This window comes from Moritella sp. (assembly GCF_013215705.1).
In the GTDB taxonomy this organism is placed as follows: Bacteria; Pseudomonadota; Gammaproteobacteria; order Enterobacterales; family Moritellaceae; genus Moritella.
Genome location: NZ_JABSQR010000024.1, coordinates 24,885 through 45,628, shown reverse-complemented (window position 1 = coordinate 45,628; position 20,744 = coordinate 24,885). Strand labels below are relative to the sequence as shown.

The following is a 20,744-nucleotide window of genomic DNA, read 5'->3' as shown; positions in this document are numbered from 1 at the left end:
GATCACAAAGTGCCATTTTCGTATTTATTCGCTAATGTTTTCCACGTATCAAGAAAACCACCTTGAAACATATAGCTGCCTGAAATTAATATTGACTGCTTACCATGTCTTGAACGATTATATTTATAACCACCGACTAACTCTTTATCTGTAGCTATGTTTCCTGAAGGTAATCCCCCTTGCGACGCAGGTTTCAAGAAAAAATCAAATTTATCTACAAACCAAGGTAAAATTTCAATAGGCGCATCGAATTGATATAGTGAAAGATATTCAGGTTTATCTTTAAATTTTACTTTTCGATGTTCTACTATTGTTAAAAAATAATTTTGCCTGTAAAACGAGCAAAATCTACCAGGATAATTTAAAGTATCTTCTGTGGTTACAAGATACTCAACACCTTGCGGAAAATTAATTAAATCTTTAATTTCCTTTAACTTAAAATTTCGAAGTGGGATCATCATCAACCTTAAATACATCGCTTAAGCTGTTCGCGAACCAACCTTTTACACCTGATATAAGCCTCTTGTCATTAGCTAATAATATTCACAAGCAGTTACAAAACTAGGTAATCTAGTCGTCTAATCTATAAGTTCTAGAAACCAGTCAATCTGTTTTCTAGAAATATAATCCCCACCAGCATGATAGGTTAAAAGTATCCCCGAATTTTTAGGCGTTGCTTTTAATAATTCACGGCCACCAATACTTTTCATACTCCATTGATCAAAACTAACTAACTCAGGGTCTTCAGATACCGTTACACACATCTCTTTCTTATCTGGTGATTTTGTCATTGCAAAATCGAATAACTTTTCGTCACCAATACCAACGACATAAAATATGGATGACAAAAATTCAGGTAAAATTAATCCAATGTTATTTTTATTACGAGCTTCTTCAAAAGACATTTGAATTTTAGACATAGTTAGTTATCACTTAAATATACGTTTAGGAAATATCATCCAGTTTTTCATTTGGTTTTAAGTAATTAAGTAAATCAGCTTCATCAATAACACCTGTGATGTCCTCATCTAAAATCTCATCATTATTCCAGCTGTCTCTAATCGTCCAATCAATATTACTCCCGGTAGTTTGCGCGAGATTTAAGGCATCATTGAAATCATCTTCAAATTTCTTATCAATGTGTTGCCACCAATCACCAAATCCTCCGATATTATCAACATCACGTGACAGACCTCGTAAGTTTCCGGCTGAACTTGATATACCAGAAATATTTCCCAGCTTTGCTCTATTTAAACATTCTATCGCATTATCCGCCCCACGCACTAAATTTGGATAACCTCTATTAATCCAGTCAGTAAAATTATCTGGATCTAATTTAGGGTTTTTCTTATATTCAAATTCAAATTCATCCATGCCACTCTTCAGGTTAAAGACCATTTCCTGATAAAGGTTTACATATTTTGTCATGTACCCAACACTAGTAAACTTGCGTTCCAAAAGTGTTTTTTTTGCTCTGTTTTTCATTAAATTGCATCTTCCCAATTAGTTAATTGCGGCTTAATTTGGTCACCAGTGATAAGTTTCGGTTTAACAAATATCTGTGTATTATTGCCTTGTAGGTAAAACTTTTTACCATCTACTTCTTCATAGGCTTGACCTGCTACGCCTCCTTTCCAAACTTGGGTATTTTCCTCAAGTTTATGTTTTATATAATGCCCATTATCATTCCAGGTATCTTTAACTGCAAATTCTTTACGCCACTCAGTCTTTGAATTCGGCAACTCAAGCGCCCAATATCCACCCGACTGTTTTTTTGTTGCCTCGGATGTACCTTCATCAATAATTCGATAGATTGTCGTACCTTTTTTAAGTTTTACCGCCTCAAGATCAGTAAAATTAGCAAAATCTTTATACTTGATTATATTTGGCCAACCTTCTTGCACTTTTGTACTTACTTCCGGCGGAAGTTTTTTAATACCTTCAAACCTAGCAGGCATAGCTCCTTCCGTAGCCCCCATAGGTTTACCATCTGGCATCAAGGTGTAACTATCAGGCCTAGATTCTCCCTGCTCTCCATCTTTATGTTGCCGTTTAAAAATAACTGGAGAACCATCGAAAGCATTGACCCCTTCCTTAACTTCATAGGGTAACGGTGCGACGAGCACCAATTCATCATCTATCCGCTCTGCGGCATCAAGCACATCATCATTAGTTGTACCATCTCGTTTATGATTCAGTTTTTCTAACTTAATGTGCTTAGTAATGTCTTGCAGCGCTTGACCCGCTTTAACAAAATATTTCGATTTAGCGATTGCAGATACCGCAGCACCCGCACCAAATGTTGCTATTGCAAAGATAACCTCAAATGCGAGCTTCCCGACTAATCTCTTTTTCTCAACACTGGAATGGGCATCAAAGTAGGCTTCAGGGAAATCAGCCAGCAATGATCGTGACTCTCCATCCATAGCGATAATATAGAGGGTTTTGAAACAATCTTTTATTGCATCAAAAGTTTCGCCGCCCTGCTTGGCAATTTCTTGAAACTCACGACGTAAACCGGCTAAATCACCAGAACCTAAAAGCTTAAGTATTCGCCAACAAGCTGCTCCGACATCAAAGGCAAATTCAGCACCTGATTCTACAGCTTCAACAAGCCCGCTCGCAATACTGCTGCCACTCTCGTATAAACCGGTAAAAAACGCACCAGAATAAATAAGCCCCTGCATCACATAACTTTCTTTCTCTATTAATGCTTCTTGGATTTTTGCTTTTGCTTTTACTTCTGCAATCATCCCGTCTAAATTAGTTTTTAGTTCTTTTCTTAATGTAACAATTTCACTTTCATCAACCGCTTTGTACTCAACCGAATATGAGCCAGCGTCAACATCTGAGATAAGCGCACGCCCTGCACTCAGTACACCTTCGTATATATCACCCGCATGATTAACTATATAAGGGATATCTTCGATAGGTTGGCCATCAACATAGTCATAGTTTAATGTTATTGATTCTTTTATCGGTGCAGTAACTGGAGCCGTCGCCGCATTCGCCATACTCCGGCTCGCAGCAGCTGCAGGACTAGAATTACTAGCAGCAGCAACCGCAGTGTCACTGGTATACCCGCCAGATTGATTAACGCTGTTTTCATTTCTGATATGATGTTCAATATCTTCAACCAGCGTGAGTTCTGCTAACGCATGTACCTTGTTAGCCAGTGCTCTAGGCAGTAGATGGTTTACATTGCCACTTGGTGAAACCACGCTCGATACCAAGGGTGCTGGTATACGGATTAACACCAGTTTTCCCGTTTCTATGCGCGTTGCGATCAACTCTAGCGGGTCTAAATGAGGCCGTGAGTGCCCCACTGATTGACGGTATTTCGCCAACTTGGCAATGTTATCGTGTGTAAACGCCTTTGACTGGCGACGAATAATACGCGCGCCAGCTCTAGGCATCATCACAGCGCCTAAGTCTGCCGTGGTCAACTCACTCAGTTGTTTAATTGCATACCGCATAGTTAACCCTCCCATCTATCGATAGAGGGCTTTGCATCGTGATTCCATTCATGAAAATAAGTCCATTTAATCTTTTTCAATAATAAGGTGTCTTACTGCCGGTAAGTACTCTGTTACACCAGCGATAAATACTCAGTCACACCAGCGATACGTCGCTGCGCCTACATATGGCAATGACGATGTATCAATCTGCAGGCTAGTACCCTGCCAGATATGCTGTTTATAGTGATGATAACTCACTAAAAAATGTAACAGGCTATAACAAGCGCCTATATCACCTTGGGTCATTTGTGGCATGAAAAACTGGGTATTGGCATCGAAAAGTCCTGATATAGCAGCGAGTGTATTGTGGCTAACCTGATCTAAACCTTCATCGCCACTATGGCACAAAGATAAATACGGCATCGGTGCAGCTTGCTTTGCGACACTATCAGCAATCAGTGTAATTAAACCATTTGGACTATGCCTGTCTATCACTGCATCCATGCCACAAGACAATACTTCGATACCTTGTGTTTGTGGAGATAGTGCTTGTCGTGATAGCACCACAAAAACAGCGCCTTCCGAAGCCGGCAATACAACGGAGGAATAATCACTGAACTGGCTGACAAACTTCAACAAGCCCTGCTCCGTTGCCCAACTGTCAACAGCGCCGATGACCACCTGTTCCATGCCATCACGGAGTAACACATCAGCCTGGCGTAGCGCTTGATAAAAACCAGCGCTGCCCAGCAAGTAATATTGGCTATTTGGATGCGTTGTCCACGCGGGTAATATTTCTATCACAGAGTCTATGAGTTGCGTCTGCATTTCGCTAAACTTAGCGTCAACAAAAGGCAGTACCATTAATAACGGTGCATGCTTACTAGATTCAATTAGGTTGGAATTTATCAGTGCCGTATTAATCAATATTTGCCAACGGTCAATCCGGTTGTCAGCTAATGCCGATTGGGTAAACGCCACTTGTTTGGCTGGTTTAAACTGTGCGTATGGTGCAAGTTCGGTTAAATCGATACGCGGCGCTTGGCCAGACAACACAGCATCAAATGATTCCGGCGCACAACCAAATTCGCCAGCATAAGCGGTTACGGTAAATTTCATAACAAGCCTCGCGTATTAAACCCGCGAGCATCAGTTAAACGATGTTCAACCTTCAAGCACCAATAACGATAAGCGGCAACTTCGCATTGAAAAATATTGCCCAGTTGCCAGACCGATGTAATATTCGACTCATTAATCGCTTTACCCGCTAATACCTGTTCAGGAAAATCATCGCTGTGCACTTCCCACCAAGCTGTTAATGTTTGTTTTAACGCCACCAGCAACTCAACTTGAGATTCAGGTTCGAACTCGCCGTATAATCCATCGGGTAATTGCCGCTCAAATTCAGTCCCTAACAAGGTATGCAGAGCAGCAAAAGCCGCGTGACTTAAAAAACCTGCCGTTAACATTTGGATCAACCAAGGGACAAACTGCTTATAACCGCTAAACGCCATCATGGATAATACAAATTTGGCATTATCATTATGTTTAGATAGTTCATTTATCAGAGTATTGACTAATTTGCTATCGGCCTGAACCACGTACTGCTTGAGTAAGCATTTGTCTGCTAACAGAGTGCTGTTTAGTGCAGGCAGTTTAGCCGCACTATTACCTCTACATAAGGTTAGTTCGAGCAATTTCTTATTATCATCATCGGTGTTTTCATCGTTCATAAAATGGCTAAACCAAATTTGAGACGCTCTACCTAAATGCTGATTAATAAAGTTGATACAAGGTTTGATATTGATAACATGAAGAAAGTTGAATTGATCGTTAATTGTCGACGTAGCACTACCAATCACGCATAGCAGTTGTTTTGTCAGTTCTGGTTTCGTTGTTTCAAGGGAAATAAGCGCAGATATTAAGGCGGCACCATTGTGCTGTTGCGCCCACCACTGTAAGGAAACAAGTGCGGAATTATTAATATCGTTTTGATTTTCTAACAACTGAACCGTTTCTGCCACTGTTTCTGATAATAATAAATTCAGCCATAATGGATTGTCATTGTGTTGTATTTTTAGAATAGACCGATATTGAGTGAATAAGTAAAACCAGTTCGCAGCCTGCTGATCCAATTGCTTAAGTTGCAATTGTGTCGACCAGCAATTATCAAAACAACGCTCACGCTGTTGAAAATATGTCTCGACCTGAGACGTCAGCAAAAGTAGAGAATGCACATCCATAACCAATCCCTAACCAATTAAAACCGTAGGTACACCAGCAACGATCTTGCCACCATGTGCGGCAGCATCACCTAGACGTGCAGCAGGTTTACCATTAATAAGAACAGTTGCAGAACCTTTCACGATAGTATCAGGTGGTCCACAACAGACCATTTTGTCTCCTAACCGAGCCGCAGGTAACCCACCAATTAACACGTTAGGGGAACCCACTATCACAGGTCCACCAATATGTGGAACGGGTCCACTAGAGGCAGGACATACATGAAAACTCGTCATTGTTGCAGCTGGCATTCCCATACAAATCCTTTTATAAAATAAGTCTAAATCTAATTGATTTTGACAACAGAACCTTTTACCACAACCATAGAACCTTCAATATTGGTCGCAGTTCCTTTCACTTTGACATTGGAGCCTGAGATTTCGATATTAATACCCGATAGATTAATCGTACCGTCACTTTTCATCGACAACGTAGCCGAGCCAACGGTCAGGTTTATTTCAGTTGCAGCCTTTAGATTTAAGATATTGCCAACATCTAACGTATCGTCATTACCAATATTGGTCTGACGATCATTACCGATGGTTTCGATTTGATCATTGCTCACTGTCAGCGTGTCATTGTTGGTTACCGTTGTCGTTCTATCATTACCAACAGTATCGACTTGATCATTGACTACAACTAATTGGTGGTCTTTCTCGGCGCGTAATCCTAACAACTCACTACCAATTTTATCTTCGAATATCAATTCATTACAGTTAGCATTGCCGTCTGTTGTGGTAGAATGAGTGCGAATACCACTTTGCGTTTTGTTAGCTGGCAGTGCATTAGCGGGCATCTGCTCGCCGTTATATATAGAACCAATCACGATAGGTTGTGACGCATCACCGTCTAAAAATGAAACCAATACTTCTTGGCCAACGCGAGGATAAAAGAATGCGCCCCAGTTTTTGCCAGCCCAATTTTGTGAAACACGGATCCAACAAGAACTATTCTCGTCAGAGGTGCCGAGTCTGTCCCAATAGAATTTAACTTTGATCCGGCCATATGAATCGACGTATATTTCATCAGACGCACCACCGGTTACAATTGCGGTTTGCACACCACGAATAAGCGGTTTATGTACTCTCGTGTTCGGGCGATAACTCGCGGTTACGGGAACACAGTTAAATTCATTGTGTATTTCGATACCAGCGCTAGAGGAACGATCATGTTGCGAACCTTGTCGCAGCACTAAATCACTTTCTGTTACCAGCAATTCCTGGTTAACAAGTGCGTCGGTATTATGCTTAGAAAATTGAATAGTATTGCCGCAACCAATGGTAAGATAATCACTGATAGCAACATATTTCTGTTTTTCAGCCTGGAGTTGATCAAGATAAGACTTGGCTGTAAGTGTTGTTTCCCCGGCTTTTACGTTACCGGCTTCATATTCAAATAACTCTAATTTATCATGCCCAGTAAAATCAGCAGACCCAGAGATACCATCAAGATTAAGTAAAGGCTGCTCAAAGTTAATCGCTCTTAAGCTAACTTTACCGTGTTTGACTGCAACCACATTATTCCACGCAGAAACATGAGGAACAGAGACAATTTCATCCGTTTGCAGTAACGGACTTTCAGCACAAGAAGTATGAGGCGTACCCACATCGGCGAGCACCAAGGTATTACTGCCGTTTGCATGGGTAAAATAAAAGAAGATCCCTTCTTGAGAGAACAAACGCAGTAAAAAATCATAATCAGTTTCATGGTACTGAACACAATATTCATAAGGCACGAAGCTTTTGCCTGAATTATCAACAAAAGTAACATTGTGCTCACCAAATATTGTTGTCGCAATATCAAGCATACTAACATCTTGAAAAATTCGGCAATTACTACGCATAGTAGTGAGCCAAAATTGTGGATTAATTTTTATTTCGTAATTGTATACGTTTGATTTACTATCGGATTTTTGTTGCGAAGTTTCACCACCAGACACGCTTGTCGCGATACCATTTAAATAGCGAGTTTGGACACTACCATTTGCTTCAGCACTTACTTCAATGGTAACTGATTGACCCAATAGCGCTTGTAGATCTATTTCTTTGCCTACAGAATAAACCGACGCATCAATATCATATAGACATGACATACTCTCTTGCATAGAAACAGATGTAATATGTAAGGCGTCACCTCCCAATGGTGTGGTGATTTTCATCATTGAATGTTGTTGAGTAGCCGCTGCCATTTTATTTCCTAACTGAACAAAAAAAAACAGTTGGGCAACTGTTCAAGTTGCCCAACTGTGAAACCAGCAAACTTACATTTGTTGGCCAGTCACACCGCTGTAACCATATACAAGTGGAGCTTGTACATTGTTTAAGTCATCAGTAGGCGTTACAGTCATCATCATTTCTGTATAACTAATGGTGATAGTTTCGAGTGGACGATCGCCTTGAACTGAAACTTGGTAACTGCTGATCATTGCATTAGTAAGTTCAATTTTCATGATCTCTTCAATGCCTTCGCCTTGCTTAGTGATGTGGAAAATAGCACTTTTACCTTTACCGATCGTAGATTCTTTGAAAAGATCAGGAGAAGCTTTATCTTGTAGCTTAGTAATTGTTACATCATTAAGCTTTGCAGAGCTTGCTTCACGATCTTGCGCTGTACCAGTATAAGAACTTAATACACGGCTTGTACCAAAGTCTAATGATAATACTGTGATTAAATCTGGGAATTCTTGAGCCGTAGATTCACCAACAATACCTTCATAATCTAAATACGTATTTGCTTGCATTTTATAATCCTTTTAAATTGCTTAAATAAGCTTGCTATGGTGATGGTTTTGTCAATAAAACCATCTGTAAAATTTATTTCTGGTTACCAACTTGTTCATTTAACACCTTAATAAATAAACAAATACCCGCTGTAGAAGCTGATTAAATTATCTTAATAATCGCCCTTTAACACAAGTTTTAGAAGTATGTATTACCAGCGAATTTAGAATGGTTTTTATCTCATACTTTTCTGTCTAATTAAGCGTAATAATGAAGTTATCTTCATTCGTTGTAACGTTAATTTGACTAAATTCAGTCTGCTGCGTCATCGCTTGTAACACTTGCACCGATATTTCCGGTAATAGCGTGTTTTGCAGATAGTTGTGAATGGTACGCGCACCTGATGCCACGTCATGACATCGACTGACTATTTGAGTAATCACTTCATTATCAACGGTAAACTCGGCATTGTGATTACGACGAATGCGCGCAGCCAAGCGGTTTATTTGTAACTGGGCAATGGTGCTTAACATGTCATCTGTTAACGGGACAAACGGAATTATGTTGGCTCGACCCAAAAATGCGGGTTTAAAGGCAGCCATGAGGTCGCCTTTAATACAATCAGCCAAGCTGTCTAAGTCTGGTGCCGTATCGGGATCAGCAAACAACGCAGTGATCGTGTCGGTACCGACATTAGATGTCATGATGATAATGGTATTTTTGAAATCAATATCGCGCCCTTCGCCGTCTTTAACACAACCTTTATCAAAGATTTGATAGAAGATATCTTGCACGCCAGGTGCCGCTTTATCAATTTCATCGAGTAACACGACACTGTAAGGGTTACGACGAACCGCTTCAGTCAATACGCCGCCTTCACCAAAACCAACATAACCAGGAGGAGAACCGAGCAACAGAGAGACCTTATGCTCTTCTTTGTATTCAGACATATTAATGGTGATGATATTTTCTTCACTGCCATAAACCTGCTCGGCAAGTGTTAACGCCGTTTCAGTTTTACCGACACCACTTGGGCCCGTTAGCATGAAAATACCATTGGGTTTGCTTTCGTCACTTAACTGGGCACGAGAGATCTGTACCGTCCGAGCGATCAAATCAATGGCATGGTCTTGACCAATAACACGAGTCTTCATCTCAGCACTTAAATTAAGCACAGTTTCGAGTTCGTCTTGCGCCATTTTACCGAGGGGAATACCCGTCCAGTCCGAGATCACTTCACAAATAACTTGCTCATCAACTTGCCAGTACACCATGGTATTTTTAGCGTCGTGTAATTGTGCTTTTAACGCAGTAAGTCGAGTGTATTTCTCTTCCTCTGCTCCATGCTCATGAATGTCGGCAATTTGCTGTTGAATAGCTTGTACTAATTCCGATTGTGCTTTCCATGCTTGTAGCTCAACAACCAAGTTATCTTCAACACCAACAAGATCACCTTGTAATGCGGTAATGACATCACCATGATCTTCGCCAGACAATTGTTCACGTTCAAGCAATTTTATCTCAGCTTCAAGCTGCGCTTTTTTACGTTGTAAATCTTCAACTAAGCCCGGTGTTGCGGCTTGACTGATGGCAACACGAGCGCAAGCAGTATCCAATAGTGCCACTGCTTTGTCTGGTAATTGACGACCGTTTATATAACGTTTAGATAAGGCAACGGCGGCTTGTAAGGCATCAGCAGTAATCACAACATCGTGGTGTTGTTCCATCACAGGTAAAATACCACGCAACATAATCACCGCAGTGGCTACAGAAGGTTCTTCAATTTTAACCACTTGGAAACGGCGGGTTAATGCCGGATCCTTTTCAAAATACTTTTTGTATTCAGCCCATGTAGTGGCTGCGATGGTGCGTAACTCTCCGCGAGCAAGTGCAGGTTTGAGGATGTTAGCCGCATCGTTTTGCCCTGCCGCGCCACCAGCACCAATCATGGTATGTGCTTCGTCAATGAATAAGATAATTGGGGTTGCTGATTGTTTTACTTCATTTAATACTGCTTTTAGGCGATTTTCAAACTCACCTTTCATACCCGCGCCAGCTTGCAGCAGCGCTAAATCAAGTTCACGTAATTGCACGTGCTGTAGACTTTCTGGTACATCTTTGGCAACGATACGTTGGGCAAGTCCTTCGACAACGGCAGTTTTACCCACACCAGCTTCACCGGTTAATATTGGGTTGTTTTGACGACGTCGAGTGAGAATATCGACCATTTGTCTAATTTCTGGATCACGGCCTAAAATCGGGTCCATTTTGCCGTTGCGGGCTTTTTCGGTTAAATCTACCGTGAATTGGTCTAACGATGGCGTTTTACTGTTGGTTGAGACACCAGCATTAGACACTGCAACAATACCGTTTTGCTCTGCCGATTTTTCGGTAATAATAGACCAGTTATCGCGAATTAAATTAGCTGATAATCGTTCGAACTGACGAATATGGCGAGACAACATCGCGTTGATACTGTCATCGCTAAGGAGTGTATAAAGAATAATACCGGAACGGATCTGTTGTTCGTCAAACTCAATAGTGGTATTTAACCAGCTTTGTCTTAATAAGTTGATGATATGCGGAGACAGACTCGGCGCTGCACTATTGCCGGTTTTTTGTCGCTCTAATGATAAATTAAGTTCGTTGATAAGTACTTGTACATCGATGCCCTGCAACTGACAGATTATCGCTATATCATCTTGTTTGTTTTCTACTAGCTGTAATAACCAGTGTTCTATTTCAACCGTAAACTGACTGCGTGAGTGACAAAGCCCCGCAGCACCCTCTAGTGCCTTTTTTCCATTTTGGTTCAGTTTGTCCACTAGGTGTTTTAACGACATCGTTGACATGTAAAATCCTTTTAATTCATCCCATTAACACTTCAATGGTATGAACTTTAGACTTAATCAACAATCGGTTAGAGGTATGAAAAAAGGTTGGTTTTTTGTTTTAAAAATCTAACTCACGCATACTTTTCACATGCGTTATTTCTTTTATTTTCATATGCTTTGACAGTTCTTTAATTAATTCATCTTCTTTAGCTGCTTCAAAATAAAATCGCCCGGATGCATGTATACCATGTGATTCAGTCCATAGACTTAACACACCTTTATTCTGAATAATTTTAATTTTATAGCTCCCGATAAAATTAATATGATGAGTTTGAGTCTCAGCTTTAAACCCCGTAAATTTAACGGCTAACAACGCCATTCCACCAGCACCGACAAAAGCAAGTGGTCCAACATACACAACCGTAGCTAAACAGATAACAACAGAGAACCACGCAAAACCACGCATGATTGTATAAGCAACATCAGGGATGGTATCTTTTTCAGTTAGAATGATACCTAAAGGAGTGAGCTTGTAGTGTGTGTCCTTATCAGGGCTGAATAGATAACGAGCCATGAGAAAGAATAGAACACCAAAAATAACGCCTGTAATAATTAAACCTAGAGAACTCCTAGAAAAACCTCCATATATAAATAAGCCTCCGAGAATTGAACTGATAACAACGAACCCAATCTTAACTACCGCAGGTGCTGATACAATTAATTGCCACTCATAACTAACAGGTGCTTTAAATAATTTAGCATCCAAAATATCCCGAAATTCTCTTTCTTCCTGCCAACGAAGTTCATTTATTTCCAGTTCTGTCATTCCGTTTGCTTTATTCATGATGTCCTACTCTGCTCGTAAATAAGTTTGAACTACTTTCAATAGTTACTTGATCTTGTACATGTACAGTCAAAGAGCCTTCACTACCTGTCGATTTATACTCTATTTCTGCATCGCCCGCAGACACGACAATGTTGATATTAAAACTATCACGTTCAGCTTCCACTATGACATCAACGCTATACTGCCAAAGACCGTCTAGCTCAGCCCATATTCCTTGATTAAGATCATCCAATGTAAGTGGTGCTACCGCGGATATATCACTTACCTCTCTAATACGCGTTGATGTAGATACATAGCTGTGTTTCGTTATACCGATATCAACTTCATCATTAGGTTTAATCCCAGGTACAGATATAACCAAACGTTTCTTAGTAGGTTTACGCCCATAGCCCATTTTCTGTGCTGCGGTCTCCTCTTCTACTAACTGCGTAATCTCAATGATAGGTTGACGTACTATTTTGTCATATTCAAGAAGTTCTTGTTCAGCCGTCCAGTCAGTATTTTGTCTCTTGCCCCATGTGCTTTTATTTATCCAAGTTTCTAAAGGTGTTTTTTGTATAATGCCAAGCACAACAGAAGTGATAAGATACACGACCCCCGAGATAGCAAGTACAGCGGTCATCCACGGAAGGAATATAGTCCCTAGCGCGAGGTTTCCAAACCTTGACAGTAGTACCCAAAGGAACGTTTGTACACCAAATACACCTCCTTGAACAACCAATGAGCCAAATTTACCCCACAATAATGTATCTTCCAATTCAGTATCTGCATCATCTATATCATCCCATGTCATCCAGGCTTCAACACCTGCTGCAACTAATCCAAACCCAGCCATGGTTCCCATGCTGACACTGAATTTCTTAACTAAAGAAGCATATTGACCATCTGTAGCAGCTTTACTTAAAGATAGCCTTAATAGTGATTCACCTTGATTCTGAACCTGTGCCCAATGCACCCCTCTAAACACATCGCTGATAGAGGATGCAGTCCAAAAGAAAGTGGAAGCAAGGTCTTTATTCATTCTAGATTTCTGTTTGTCATCCAAATAATCATAACTATTTGCATAATCTTCAGCTTTATATAGCAAGTTAACAAAATTCAACATGGCTAACCCAGGTGAAGTAGCACCATATTTTTCATATATTCCTTGCGCTTTTTGTGTTCGTTTTGCCACTTCTGTGCCAGCAAGTTCCGCTGTACTTTGACTAGATATAGCATCAATCTGTTTCATCTTTTCATTTTCAAAAACAAATAAATCTGGTTTACTTTCAATATGAAGTTGTTTTTGATTAACGAGTTTTTCAATTTCTATATCTATTGCTTCTTTCTTGAATTTTTTCGCATAGAACGAGTTACCTTTACCACTGGTATTTTTATTTGAATTTAAACTAGCCTTACTTCTAAGAAGTGGTTTTAGTCTACTGTCGATATCTTCGAGTGTTCCTGTAAACTGCTTCATCTTAATATCAAACTGCTTATTTAAGATGACCGAATGCTCTTCGATTGCATTACTTAATAATGTTAAGCGTAAATGATGAATGAATGCATTATTGACATTAGCAGATATGTTAGATGGTCGCGCAAAAGTAAATAACGATACTGTTAACGATTCCCAGGCCGAACTAGCAGTTCCTCTTGCTGCTTCTTTAAAGGCACTATAGGTTCGTTGTATCGAAGTTTGCACTAGCGGATACCATTTTGAACCCTGAGCACCAGCCACATTAAAGCCCATAGCGGTATTAAATTCACTTAACCGTGTACCCCACAAAGAGCCATTACCAGCCCAATTACCATTATCAATTTCTGTTTTTAACTCATGATAAAGCGACATCCGTTCTTCAAACTCTTTTTTATATGCCATTGAAAAGCAGGACGTAGTCAGCGATAGTAGGTTGTCAGGGGATTGCTGAGTTAAAAATGATTTTAGACACGACCCATCATTTTCATCAAGCGCGGTAAGCATAAGCATTGACGTTAGTGCATTGGAAAAATTCAACAGATAGGTCACGCTCTCAACATCTTCAACATCAAGACCAAGCTTCATCGCGTCATTGCCAAGAATGCTCAAACTGGCTAATAAGTCTTTATGTGCCTGTTTAATTGACGGTAAATTGGCTTTTAACTTAGGTTCAATGTCATCACAGAATGCGTCTAATTCATCCCACCTAACTTCATCTTGATATTTACTTTTTTGTTGTGCAATCAAATCAAGTTCTTTCTTGTGCGTAGGTACAAAATTGTACTTTTCTAATAATACATTTTTAGATATTGTGATTTTGTCATCATATTTATCTATCACTTCGTATGACGCTGATGGCAGCGTCAAGAAATAATTTCTGGCTTCAACCTGATTTAAGTATTCATTAAAATCAATATTGAATTGATTTTTTAGTAAGGGATTCTCTTTAACTTTCGATGGTAATTCATCAGCTCTTAACTGCACTCTCGCTAAACTCTTGGTAAACTGAGCCATCTCCCATTTACGGGTATTTTCTGCTACTTCTTTGTCCGTTGACCCCATAACTAGCGAGTGTCTTCCATACGGTTGTGCTAATGCAACATATAGATCCTTCACATCTGCGAGTGAATCATCCAGCGCTACAATAATCGCTTCGGTTGCATCTGGCAGATCAGCTGTATGATCAGTCTCGACGCTCGCAGCCTTGTGGAGTACCAGCCCGTCTTTATTACCAGCCAATTTTGGATCTGATAGCGGTACACAGGTATTATTAAACGTTGCATCACCTTCAATATCTACATCTGCTACTAATTCACTTAGTTTACTGATGTCAGCTGTGTGCAGTGCATTTTTGTAGTCATTCATATCAAGCTGACGCATCCATGCATCACGGCTAGCAGCATCATTACTCATGTGTTCACAAACACGGTCTGTCCAACGTAATGGTGCGAACGAAACCGCAAGTTTGTCACCTTCGTTGTACAAAAGGATACTTTTTGCATCGCCCGCCTGGCTGTCGGCGTGTTGATCTATCGTATCCCAGTCATATTTCGTATAAGTTGAGCCTGATAATTCGTATTCGTCTAATTCACTTTTGGTGTCGTTATACACATATAGCCAACCATCACGTAGTTGACGCAAGGTATAGTCGCGGACACCACTCGACATCAAGCCTGACTCTAAATTAGTACCGGTGCTATCGAGTTGCTGACGTTCTTCATCAAGAGATTCAGCGATCTTGTCAGAAAATGCATATCGGACCGGTAAAACCCCGATCTGTTGACCTACTGAAGGAGGGATGTCTTTTTCTTTAACCACTCGAAAAACCTGTAATTCACCTTCTTTCGCAGGTATTGTTTTCATGACTTTATTGGGTATCACAATCTCATCACCCGGATGGATTAAATTAGGATCAGGGCGTAATTTTTTAAATTCGCTGTTGAGTTCATGGTCATATATAGCTTGATAATTACGGAAGCCAAATCGGCGTGCAATTAATGTAAAGTTATCACCACTTGCAACTGTATATACATTCGCTTTATCTGACATAATCAATCCTTAACGTTGTCATTATGACCAATCTTCGCCATCAAATTCTGGAAAGCAAATTTTTGCATTTTTGTATTCAGCACCACATAACTGCACATAACCATCTGCGTCCAGTTTGCCATTAACTTCGTCGCCAGAAGACAGCGTGACGAGATACGCTTCATTTGCCATCGGTGTATCGTCATGATCAAGCAATTTAAATTCTATCAAAACAGGCTTGTCGGTCTGACTCTGAGCAGAGATGGGATTCTGAGTAACACTACTTACTTGCTGATATTTTTGCGAAGCTGCCCCACGTTCCCAATCATAACCTTCGTATTGTGGGAAATGGATCTCCGATCGTTTATATTCAGTTCCTGAAAATAATTTATAACCATTACCATCTAATTGTCCGGTTCTTTCCTCACCCGTAGCCAGTTTTAATATATATTCGGCATTTGCAATCGGGGTTTCAGTTTCATCCAACAATTCGACTTCAATTTCGAACGGGCCTGCTACAGCCGCATCTTTAATGGTTCGAGCTGGCGCGGCGACAGGAGTCTTAGCAGGTACAACAATTGGTTTTGATAGCGGTTTACTTTCCGCAGCAGGAGAATGATTTTCTCGTTCAACAATTGACTCTTGAAGTGTTCTAACCTTGCTCGTAAGCAGTTCGTTGCCAATACCCATTGTCATAGAGAGGTGTACATTGCCACTATGATCAAAAACACCGTCAAACCGTGCTTGTGGCCACTGCAGTAGTACTACATGCCCAAGGAGTAGTTTTTCAATCACTCGCGCATATTTGTCTGCTGGTGAGGACATGAAATCAGCATGATCATTATGCCAATCAAGGTCCCAAATTTGTATATGCTGTAGGTGCAATTCACGGATAATATCAACGGCAACATGCGGTCTTAATACCATGTTAAGATCGGTAGGTTTTAAATCACTTAATAATATTAATTTATAAGACATTGCCAAATCCGTTTAGCTAAAATTGAAGTACGATGATGCTGTCCTAGCATCTTACATCTGTTTATATACCAGCCCTATATTCCGTCGTTAAATTAATACCTTAACTATACCAAGGACTGATTATAAGTATGGCGTTATTAAGACTCTACAAGCTGACCATCTTCATCAAATTCGACTTCGTCTGTCGCAGCATCGATTCTCACTAACAAGGCTGCAAGCTGATCTTCAAAATCCTCGGGCTTTTTGTCTTCAAAAAAGAACCAGCCTTTTCGCCCCTGCCATTGCGTTTGCTCTGGCATCACATGCTCTCGTCCATATTCCATAAACTGCACTATGTAAGCGAGGATCTGTTGATAAGAATCCTTACTGTTATAGATAGTATTGCCTTGAGGTGTAACAGAAAAACGCCCCCAACCTAATGCACCTTTTTTCGTTGTAGCCCGCAACATAAGGGCTAAGAAAGAAGGAGTTTCCAAAGCGCGTAGGTTGTCATAACGCTGCGCGACTACTTTACCTTTACTCCATGTGTAAAGCAGGCGCCTTTTACGATCAAAAATCAAAGGGGCACGACGTTTAAAACCTATAACCCAAATGACTAATAGTGGGATAGTTGTCCCGAAGAAAATGATACTGTTTCGGTCATGACGGCGAGAGCCATCACCATCGACATAATACCCTTCATATCTATCAGTAAGGAACTGCTCAAAAGTTAGCTTATTATTTTCATCAATCCTCCCATATTGATACAAAATGATATCTCGATATTTAGTTCCTACTGGTAACTTGTCAAAATAATCATCTCCATAAGTACTTTTTTTAAATCCAATGTATTCTATTGCATTTTTCTCAGATGCTTTCCAATTCTGATATATATCTTCTATTTCACTAACACACAAATACAGAACAGAAAGCAATGCTGGAATTAAAAATAAATTCCGAATAATAACAAAACTATTACTTAAGACTAAAAATTCATTGCTAATAGAAATTATCGGTCTTGGTACTTTACAATTTTCATTAAGCTCATGCACCAATAATTCATCTCGTTTAAATATTAAAGGAATAGGATGCTCAACCCATTTAAACTTTTTCATAGTATTATTTACCCTTAAATAATGTCGTCATTACGCATACCGAAGTAAGAAGTTTCACCCTTTATGATGCCATCTTCAGTTAAAAATCGAGTAGGCACGGTAATATTGGGTTGCCATTCGTAAGACCATTTAATATGACTACTGTTTGGAACTAGCATCGTTATTTCAAATTCAAGATTGCGTTTGTTATAAAGACCATCGAGCGAATTAGCTAAATAAGCCTCAAAAGCTGTTTGAAAATCATTATTTAATTTATTATCCACTGCATAGTCCAACCAATCTGTACTGAAGAAATCAAACCGTAAGTCTGATTGTCCCACTTGAAAACTGGGTAATGAGAAGTGATATTTAACAGTCCGTGGCGCGCCTTTTCCATTATCTTTTTGTTTTATATCTAATTTTGGCATGTAGAATAAATTCATGAACTCTTGAAATTCGTTTTGGAAAGACGATTGGACTGCTTTTAAATTATGAATTTCACCTGCCATTTCTAACAATTTAGTTATATCATCAATTCGATTTTCTTTATCATCCCAAAATAAATGTTTTTTCCCTGCCCCCCAAAAACAACTTTCAAGTAATAATTCCAATCGAGTTTTACCGTATACCATTGTTATTGCAACGCCTGCACCAATAGCGACTAAACCCACTACAGCAACTGCCCATGTAACTGGACTAGGAATTGCACCACTAGATGTTAAGTACAGTCCTGCGGCGACGGCAGCCTGCCCGAATAACACACCAGAACCGAAAGCAGAAATATAATGACCAGTTGCCTCTTCCGTATGGCCTAATTCATACGCACGCATACCACTATAGACCGCAGCAACAGAGGCGGTAAAATTTGCTAGTGCAACAGCACTGCCCACTAGCTTGCCAGCTAACAGTGTTCCAACACGTCCTGCACGTGCAGTTAATGCGGGGATCATGACTTTCGACATATTAGCAATTTGTGGAGCATGCTTGCTGAGCATAGCTGCACTTTGAGTAACTGTATTTGCAAGGGTCACAGTATCAACGGCTAAAGACGATGCGCTACTTATCAAGCTCATGGCTGAATTATTTATTGCAGCTTGTTTTAGGGGGTCTGCATTGGCATATTTAGATTCGTTTGCTATATCAAAAAGAGTTTGTACGTTAATAAAGGCTGATAAACCCGAAAATGCCGTATCTAAAAAAAGCACCGCTTTACCTTTATGATTACCAGTAACACTCGCATCAGCGGTTATATCTCCCGCAATAACTGTTTTATAACGATGAGCAACGGCTTTATCTACCGTAATGTTTGCAAGAGAGTAATAAAATGATGACATCTCTTTTAACTTTTTAGATGTCGCAAAAAGTCTATTCCCGCGTGACTTAGCCCTTTCATTACTACCGACTTCAGCCTGTGTTTTAACGGCTGAATTTAATTTACCTGAAAGAGCCTTAGCAAAGACTTTTGCCAAAGCATCATCCGAAATTCTTATTTTATTTTGCCGATCAATTTTCACACCAAATACTTTTAATAAATGCGGCACAACATCTTCGACAGTATAGATAAGCGCCTTGGCATTAAATTTATTGATTTTCCTTTTAGATAACTCAACGGAGTAATCGGAATAAGAGAGCATCTCCCCCCATAACGAACCTAAACCAGCAAAAAGTTTATCGACAGACTGAATAGTATAAGTTGACCATTTAATTCCGGGTGTAGTCAACAATTTAACAATAACGGCAATGCTTATTGAATAAGCATTATTGTTCTTATTATCAGCCGCATCAGTAATGATCGATTTCATTGCAGCTTTGCCTGGCGCAGAAGACACAATACCCATAAACATATCAGCCCCGACACTACACAATTTGTTTAATTCAGCTTCAGTATCATCTGCAGATAGTGGTTCAGACCAAAAAAAATGTTGAAAATACATGCTAAGTGAGCCGACAGTCAGCTCCGAACCACACATAAAATCGAGATATAGTGCAGAGTACTGCTCTTGCCTCTGTTTAAACTGATCATATTGCTCATTCATTTCTCCCCAATGTTTTTCATGCTTATCCCAAGCAATTGACTCATCAAGGATCTCCCGCATATCAACATCATCGGTTTTATTTAAGTCATTAACAATGCTACCAATTGTATATGAATAAATATTCGACGCTGAAAAATTCTTCTCCCAAATAGATAGTTTCGCATGTGCTTCAGCAATTTCAATTTGACGTCCAACAGGATCGTGTAATGCAATAATACGTGCAGTTTCACCATAAGGGATCTTACGTTGTAATTTTGCTGCTATCTGTTCAGCGGCTAACTCATACGATGATTCAGTGGTTAAAACATCCAAGTTAAGATCTTTAATGTCAGGGTTATCAGATTCTTTTAACCGTAAAAACCGATCTTGTCTTGATTTGTAATCTTCAATTAATTTATTGAAATTGTCTGCATTGGCCTTGACAGCATGTTCATGAGAATCAGCTAATAGATCTACACGCTGCATTGCTAACTTGCGTTCGTTAACATTACTATTCAAATTATCGATAACATTTGCATGTAGCTCATGTGCGGTATAAATAATACTGATCTCTTTAATACCTTTACGCACAAACACAAACGGGTATGACTTTACCTTTGTTGAATCGTCCAGAACCAATCCATCTTGCGCATTGTTTTTATTTTTAAACAGATACTTAGTGAACTTTTCGACGATTTGACCTTCATTCTGAATTTTTTCATATTTAAATATATGAAAATAACCATTAGCCGAGTCATCTTCTTCACGAATATATACCCAGCCTTCACGCAATAGTCTAACTAAGTAACCCTTACTTTCTTTGATGTATCCACTGTTATCTGACGCATCAAGATCAAGTAATGTCGATAATGTTGGCGGCTCAGACGCCTCACTCAACTCTTCTTCAAAAAAGTTAGCATACGCATAACGTACCGGATAAATCGGCGTAACTTTGGTATCGATGATAAACTTATTCATGTCATTTTTCGCTACCGGAGCGGCGAGAGTTTGCTGAGTCATATAAAATCCATTTTTTATTTACAGCCTAT

The 20,744-nt window shown here is 39.7% G+C and carries 15 protein-coding genes; all 15 read right to left on the bottom strand.

Features of this window, described 5'->3' with window-relative positions; translation table 11 throughout:
- Nucleotides 1-2: 2 nt before the first annotated feature.
- The 15 genes from HRT96_RS15675 to HRT96_RS15605 all read right to left on the bottom strand — a co-directional run bounded on the left by HRT96_RS15675 (nucleotide 3) and on the right by HRT96_RS15605 (nucleotide 20,715).
- The gene (locus HRT96_RS15675) at nucleotides 3-458 is read right to left on the bottom strand and encodes a hypothetical protein (protein ID WP_293158636.1); all 456 of its coding nucleotides are present in this window, start codon (nucleotides 456-458) and stop codon (nucleotides 3-5) included.
- Between the two features lie 120 nt (nucleotides 459-578).
- Nucleotides 579-920, bottom strand: a complete 342-nt coding sequence (locus HRT96_RS15670) for a hypothetical protein (protein WP_293158634.1) — start codon at nucleotides 918-920, stop codon at nucleotides 579-581.
- Between the two features lie 25 nt (nucleotides 921-945).
- Nucleotides 946-1,485: a hypothetical protein gene (locus tag HRT96_RS15665; protein WP_293158632.1), complete on the bottom strand. Its 540-nt coding sequence runs from the start codon at nucleotides 1,483-1,485 to the stop codon at nucleotides 946-948.
- Nucleotides 1,485-3,476 carry a hypothetical protein gene (locus tag HRT96_RS15660; protein ID WP_293158630.1) on the bottom strand — a complete coding sequence of 664 codons (1,992 nt, stop codon included), beginning with the start codon at nucleotides 3,474-3,476 and terminating at the stop codon, nucleotides 1,485-1,487. Before HRT96_RS15660 ends, HRT96_RS15665 begins: the two co-directional genes overlap by 1 nt.
- A gap of 132 nt (nucleotides 3,477-3,608) precedes the next feature.
- Nucleotides 3,609-4,577, bottom strand: a complete 969-nt coding sequence (locus HRT96_RS15655) for a hypothetical protein (protein WP_293158628.1) — start codon at nucleotides 4,575-4,577, stop codon at nucleotides 3,609-3,611.
- Nucleotides 4,574-5,701, bottom strand: coding sequence for a hypothetical protein (locus tag HRT96_RS15650; RefSeq protein WP_293158626.1), 1,128 nt, complete (start codon nucleotides 5,699-5,701; stop codon nucleotides 4,574-4,576). Before HRT96_RS15650 ends, HRT96_RS15655 begins: the two co-directional genes overlap by 4 nt.
- Before the next feature lie 9 nt (nucleotides 5,702-5,710).
- Nucleotides 5,711-5,998: a PAAR domain-containing protein gene (locus tag HRT96_RS15645; RefSeq protein ID WP_293158624.1), complete on the bottom strand. Its 288-nt coding sequence runs from the start codon at nucleotides 5,996-5,998 to the stop codon at nucleotides 5,711-5,713.
- A 29-nt stretch (nucleotides 5,999-6,027) separates the two neighbouring features.
- On the bottom strand, nucleotides 6,028-7,929 hold the full coding sequence (gene tssI / locus HRT96_RS15640; protein ID WP_293158622.1) for a type VI secretion system Vgr family protein: 1,902 nt from the start codon (nucleotides 7,927-7,929) through the stop codon (nucleotides 6,028-6,030).
- A gap of 72 nt (nucleotides 7,930-8,001) precedes the next feature.
- On the bottom strand, nucleotides 8,002-8,481 hold the full coding sequence (locus HRT96_RS15635; RefSeq protein WP_006033241.1) for a type VI secretion system tube protein Hcp: 480 nt from the start codon (nucleotides 8,479-8,481) through the stop codon (nucleotides 8,002-8,004).
- A 234-nt stretch (nucleotides 8,482-8,715) separates the two neighbouring features.
- Nucleotides 8,716-11,313 (bottom strand): type VI secretion system ATPase TssH, encoded by a 2,598-nt coding sequence (gene tssH, locus HRT96_RS15630; protein WP_293158619.1) that lies wholly within the window; start codon nucleotides 11,311-11,313, stop codon nucleotides 8,716-8,718.
- A gap of 100 nt (nucleotides 11,314-11,413) precedes the next feature.
- Nucleotides 11,414-12,139, bottom strand: coding sequence for a hypothetical protein (locus HRT96_RS15625; RefSeq protein ID WP_293158617.1), 726 nt, complete (start codon nucleotides 12,137-12,139; stop codon nucleotides 11,414-11,416).
- Nucleotides 12,132-15,650 carry a toxin VasX gene (locus HRT96_RS15620; protein ID WP_293158615.1) on the bottom strand — a complete coding sequence of 1,173 codons (3,519 nt, stop codon included), beginning with the start codon at nucleotides 15,648-15,650 and terminating at the stop codon, nucleotides 12,132-12,134. Before HRT96_RS15620 ends, HRT96_RS15625 begins: the two co-directional genes overlap by 8 nt.
- A gap of 21 nt (nucleotides 15,651-15,671) precedes the next feature.
- The gene (locus HRT96_RS15615; RefSeq protein ID WP_293158613.1) at nucleotides 15,672-16,607 is read right to left on the bottom strand and encodes a hypothetical protein; all 936 of its coding nucleotides are present in this window, start codon (nucleotides 16,605-16,607) and stop codon (nucleotides 15,672-15,674) included.
- Between the two features lie 137 nt (nucleotides 16,608-16,744).
- The gene (locus HRT96_RS15610; protein WP_293158611.1) at nucleotides 16,745-17,701 is read right to left on the bottom strand and encodes a hypothetical protein; all 957 of its coding nucleotides are present in this window, start codon (nucleotides 17,699-17,701) and stop codon (nucleotides 16,745-16,747) included.
- 14 nt (nucleotides 17,702-17,715) lie between these two features.
- Entirely contained in the window at nucleotides 17,716-20,715 is a 3,000-nt protein-coding gene (locus tag HRT96_RS15605) for a toxin VasX (protein WP_293158609.1), read from the bottom strand.
- Nucleotides 20,716-20,744: the final 29 nt, after the last annotated feature.

What these genes read in the sequence shown, in the direction of transcription:
- HRT96_RS15675 (WP_293158636.1), bottom strand. Translation starts at nt 458, where the DNA reads ATGATCCCACTTCGAAATTTTAAGTTAAAGGAAATTAAAGATTTAATT.
- HRT96_RS15670 (WP_293158634.1), bottom strand. Translation starts at nt 920, where the DNA reads ATGTCTAAAATTCAAATGTCTTTTGAAGAAGCTCGTAATAAAAATAAC.
- HRT96_RS15665 (WP_293158632.1), bottom strand. Translation starts at nt 1,485, where the DNA reads ATGAAAAACAGAGCAAAAAAAACACTTTTGGAACGCAAGTTTACTAGT.
- HRT96_RS15660 (WP_293158630.1), bottom strand. Translation starts at nt 3,476, where the DNA reads ATGCGGTATGCAATTAAACAACTGAGTGAGTTGACCACGGCAGACTTA.
- HRT96_RS15655 (WP_293158628.1), bottom strand. Translation starts at nt 4,577, where the DNA reads ATGAAATTTACCGTAACCGCTTATGCTGGCGAATTTGGTTGTGCGCCG.
- HRT96_RS15650 (WP_293158626.1), bottom strand. Translation starts at nt 5,701, where the DNA reads ATGGATGTGCATTCTCTACTTTTGCTGACGTCTCAGGTCGAGACATAT.
- HRT96_RS15645 (WP_293158624.1), bottom strand. Translation starts at nt 5,998, where the DNA reads ATGGGAATGCCAGCTGCAACAATGACGAGTTTTCATGTATGTCCTGCC.
- tssI (WP_293158622.1), bottom strand. Translation starts at nt 7,929, where the DNA reads ATGGCAGCGGCTACTCAACAACATTCAATGATGAAAATCACCACACCA.
- HRT96_RS15635 (WP_006033241.1), bottom strand. Translation starts at nt 8,481, where the DNA reads ATGCAAGCAAATACGTATTTAGATTATGAAGGTATTGTTGGTGAATCT.
- tssH (WP_293158619.1), bottom strand. Translation starts at nt 11,313, where the DNA reads ATGTCAACGATGTCGTTAAAACACCTAGTGGACAAACTGAACCAAAAT.
- HRT96_RS15625 (WP_293158617.1), bottom strand. Translation starts at nt 12,139, where the DNA reads ATGAATAAAGCAAACGGAATGACAGAACTGGAAATAAATGAACTTCGT.
- HRT96_RS15620 (WP_293158615.1), bottom strand. Translation starts at nt 15,650, where the DNA reads ATGTCAGATAAAGCGAATGTATATACAGTTGCAAGTGGTGATAACTTT.
- HRT96_RS15615 (WP_293158613.1), bottom strand. Translation starts at nt 16,607, where the DNA reads ATGTCTTATAAATTAATATTATTAAGTGATTTAAAACCTACCGATCTT.
- HRT96_RS15610 (WP_293158611.1), bottom strand. Translation starts at nt 17,701, where the DNA reads ATGAAAAAGTTTAAATGGGTTGAGCATCCTATTCCTTTAATATTTAAA.
- HRT96_RS15605 (WP_293158609.1), bottom strand. Translation starts at nt 20,715, where the DNA reads ATGACTCAGCAAACTCTCGCCGCTCCGGTAGCGAAAAATGACATGAAT.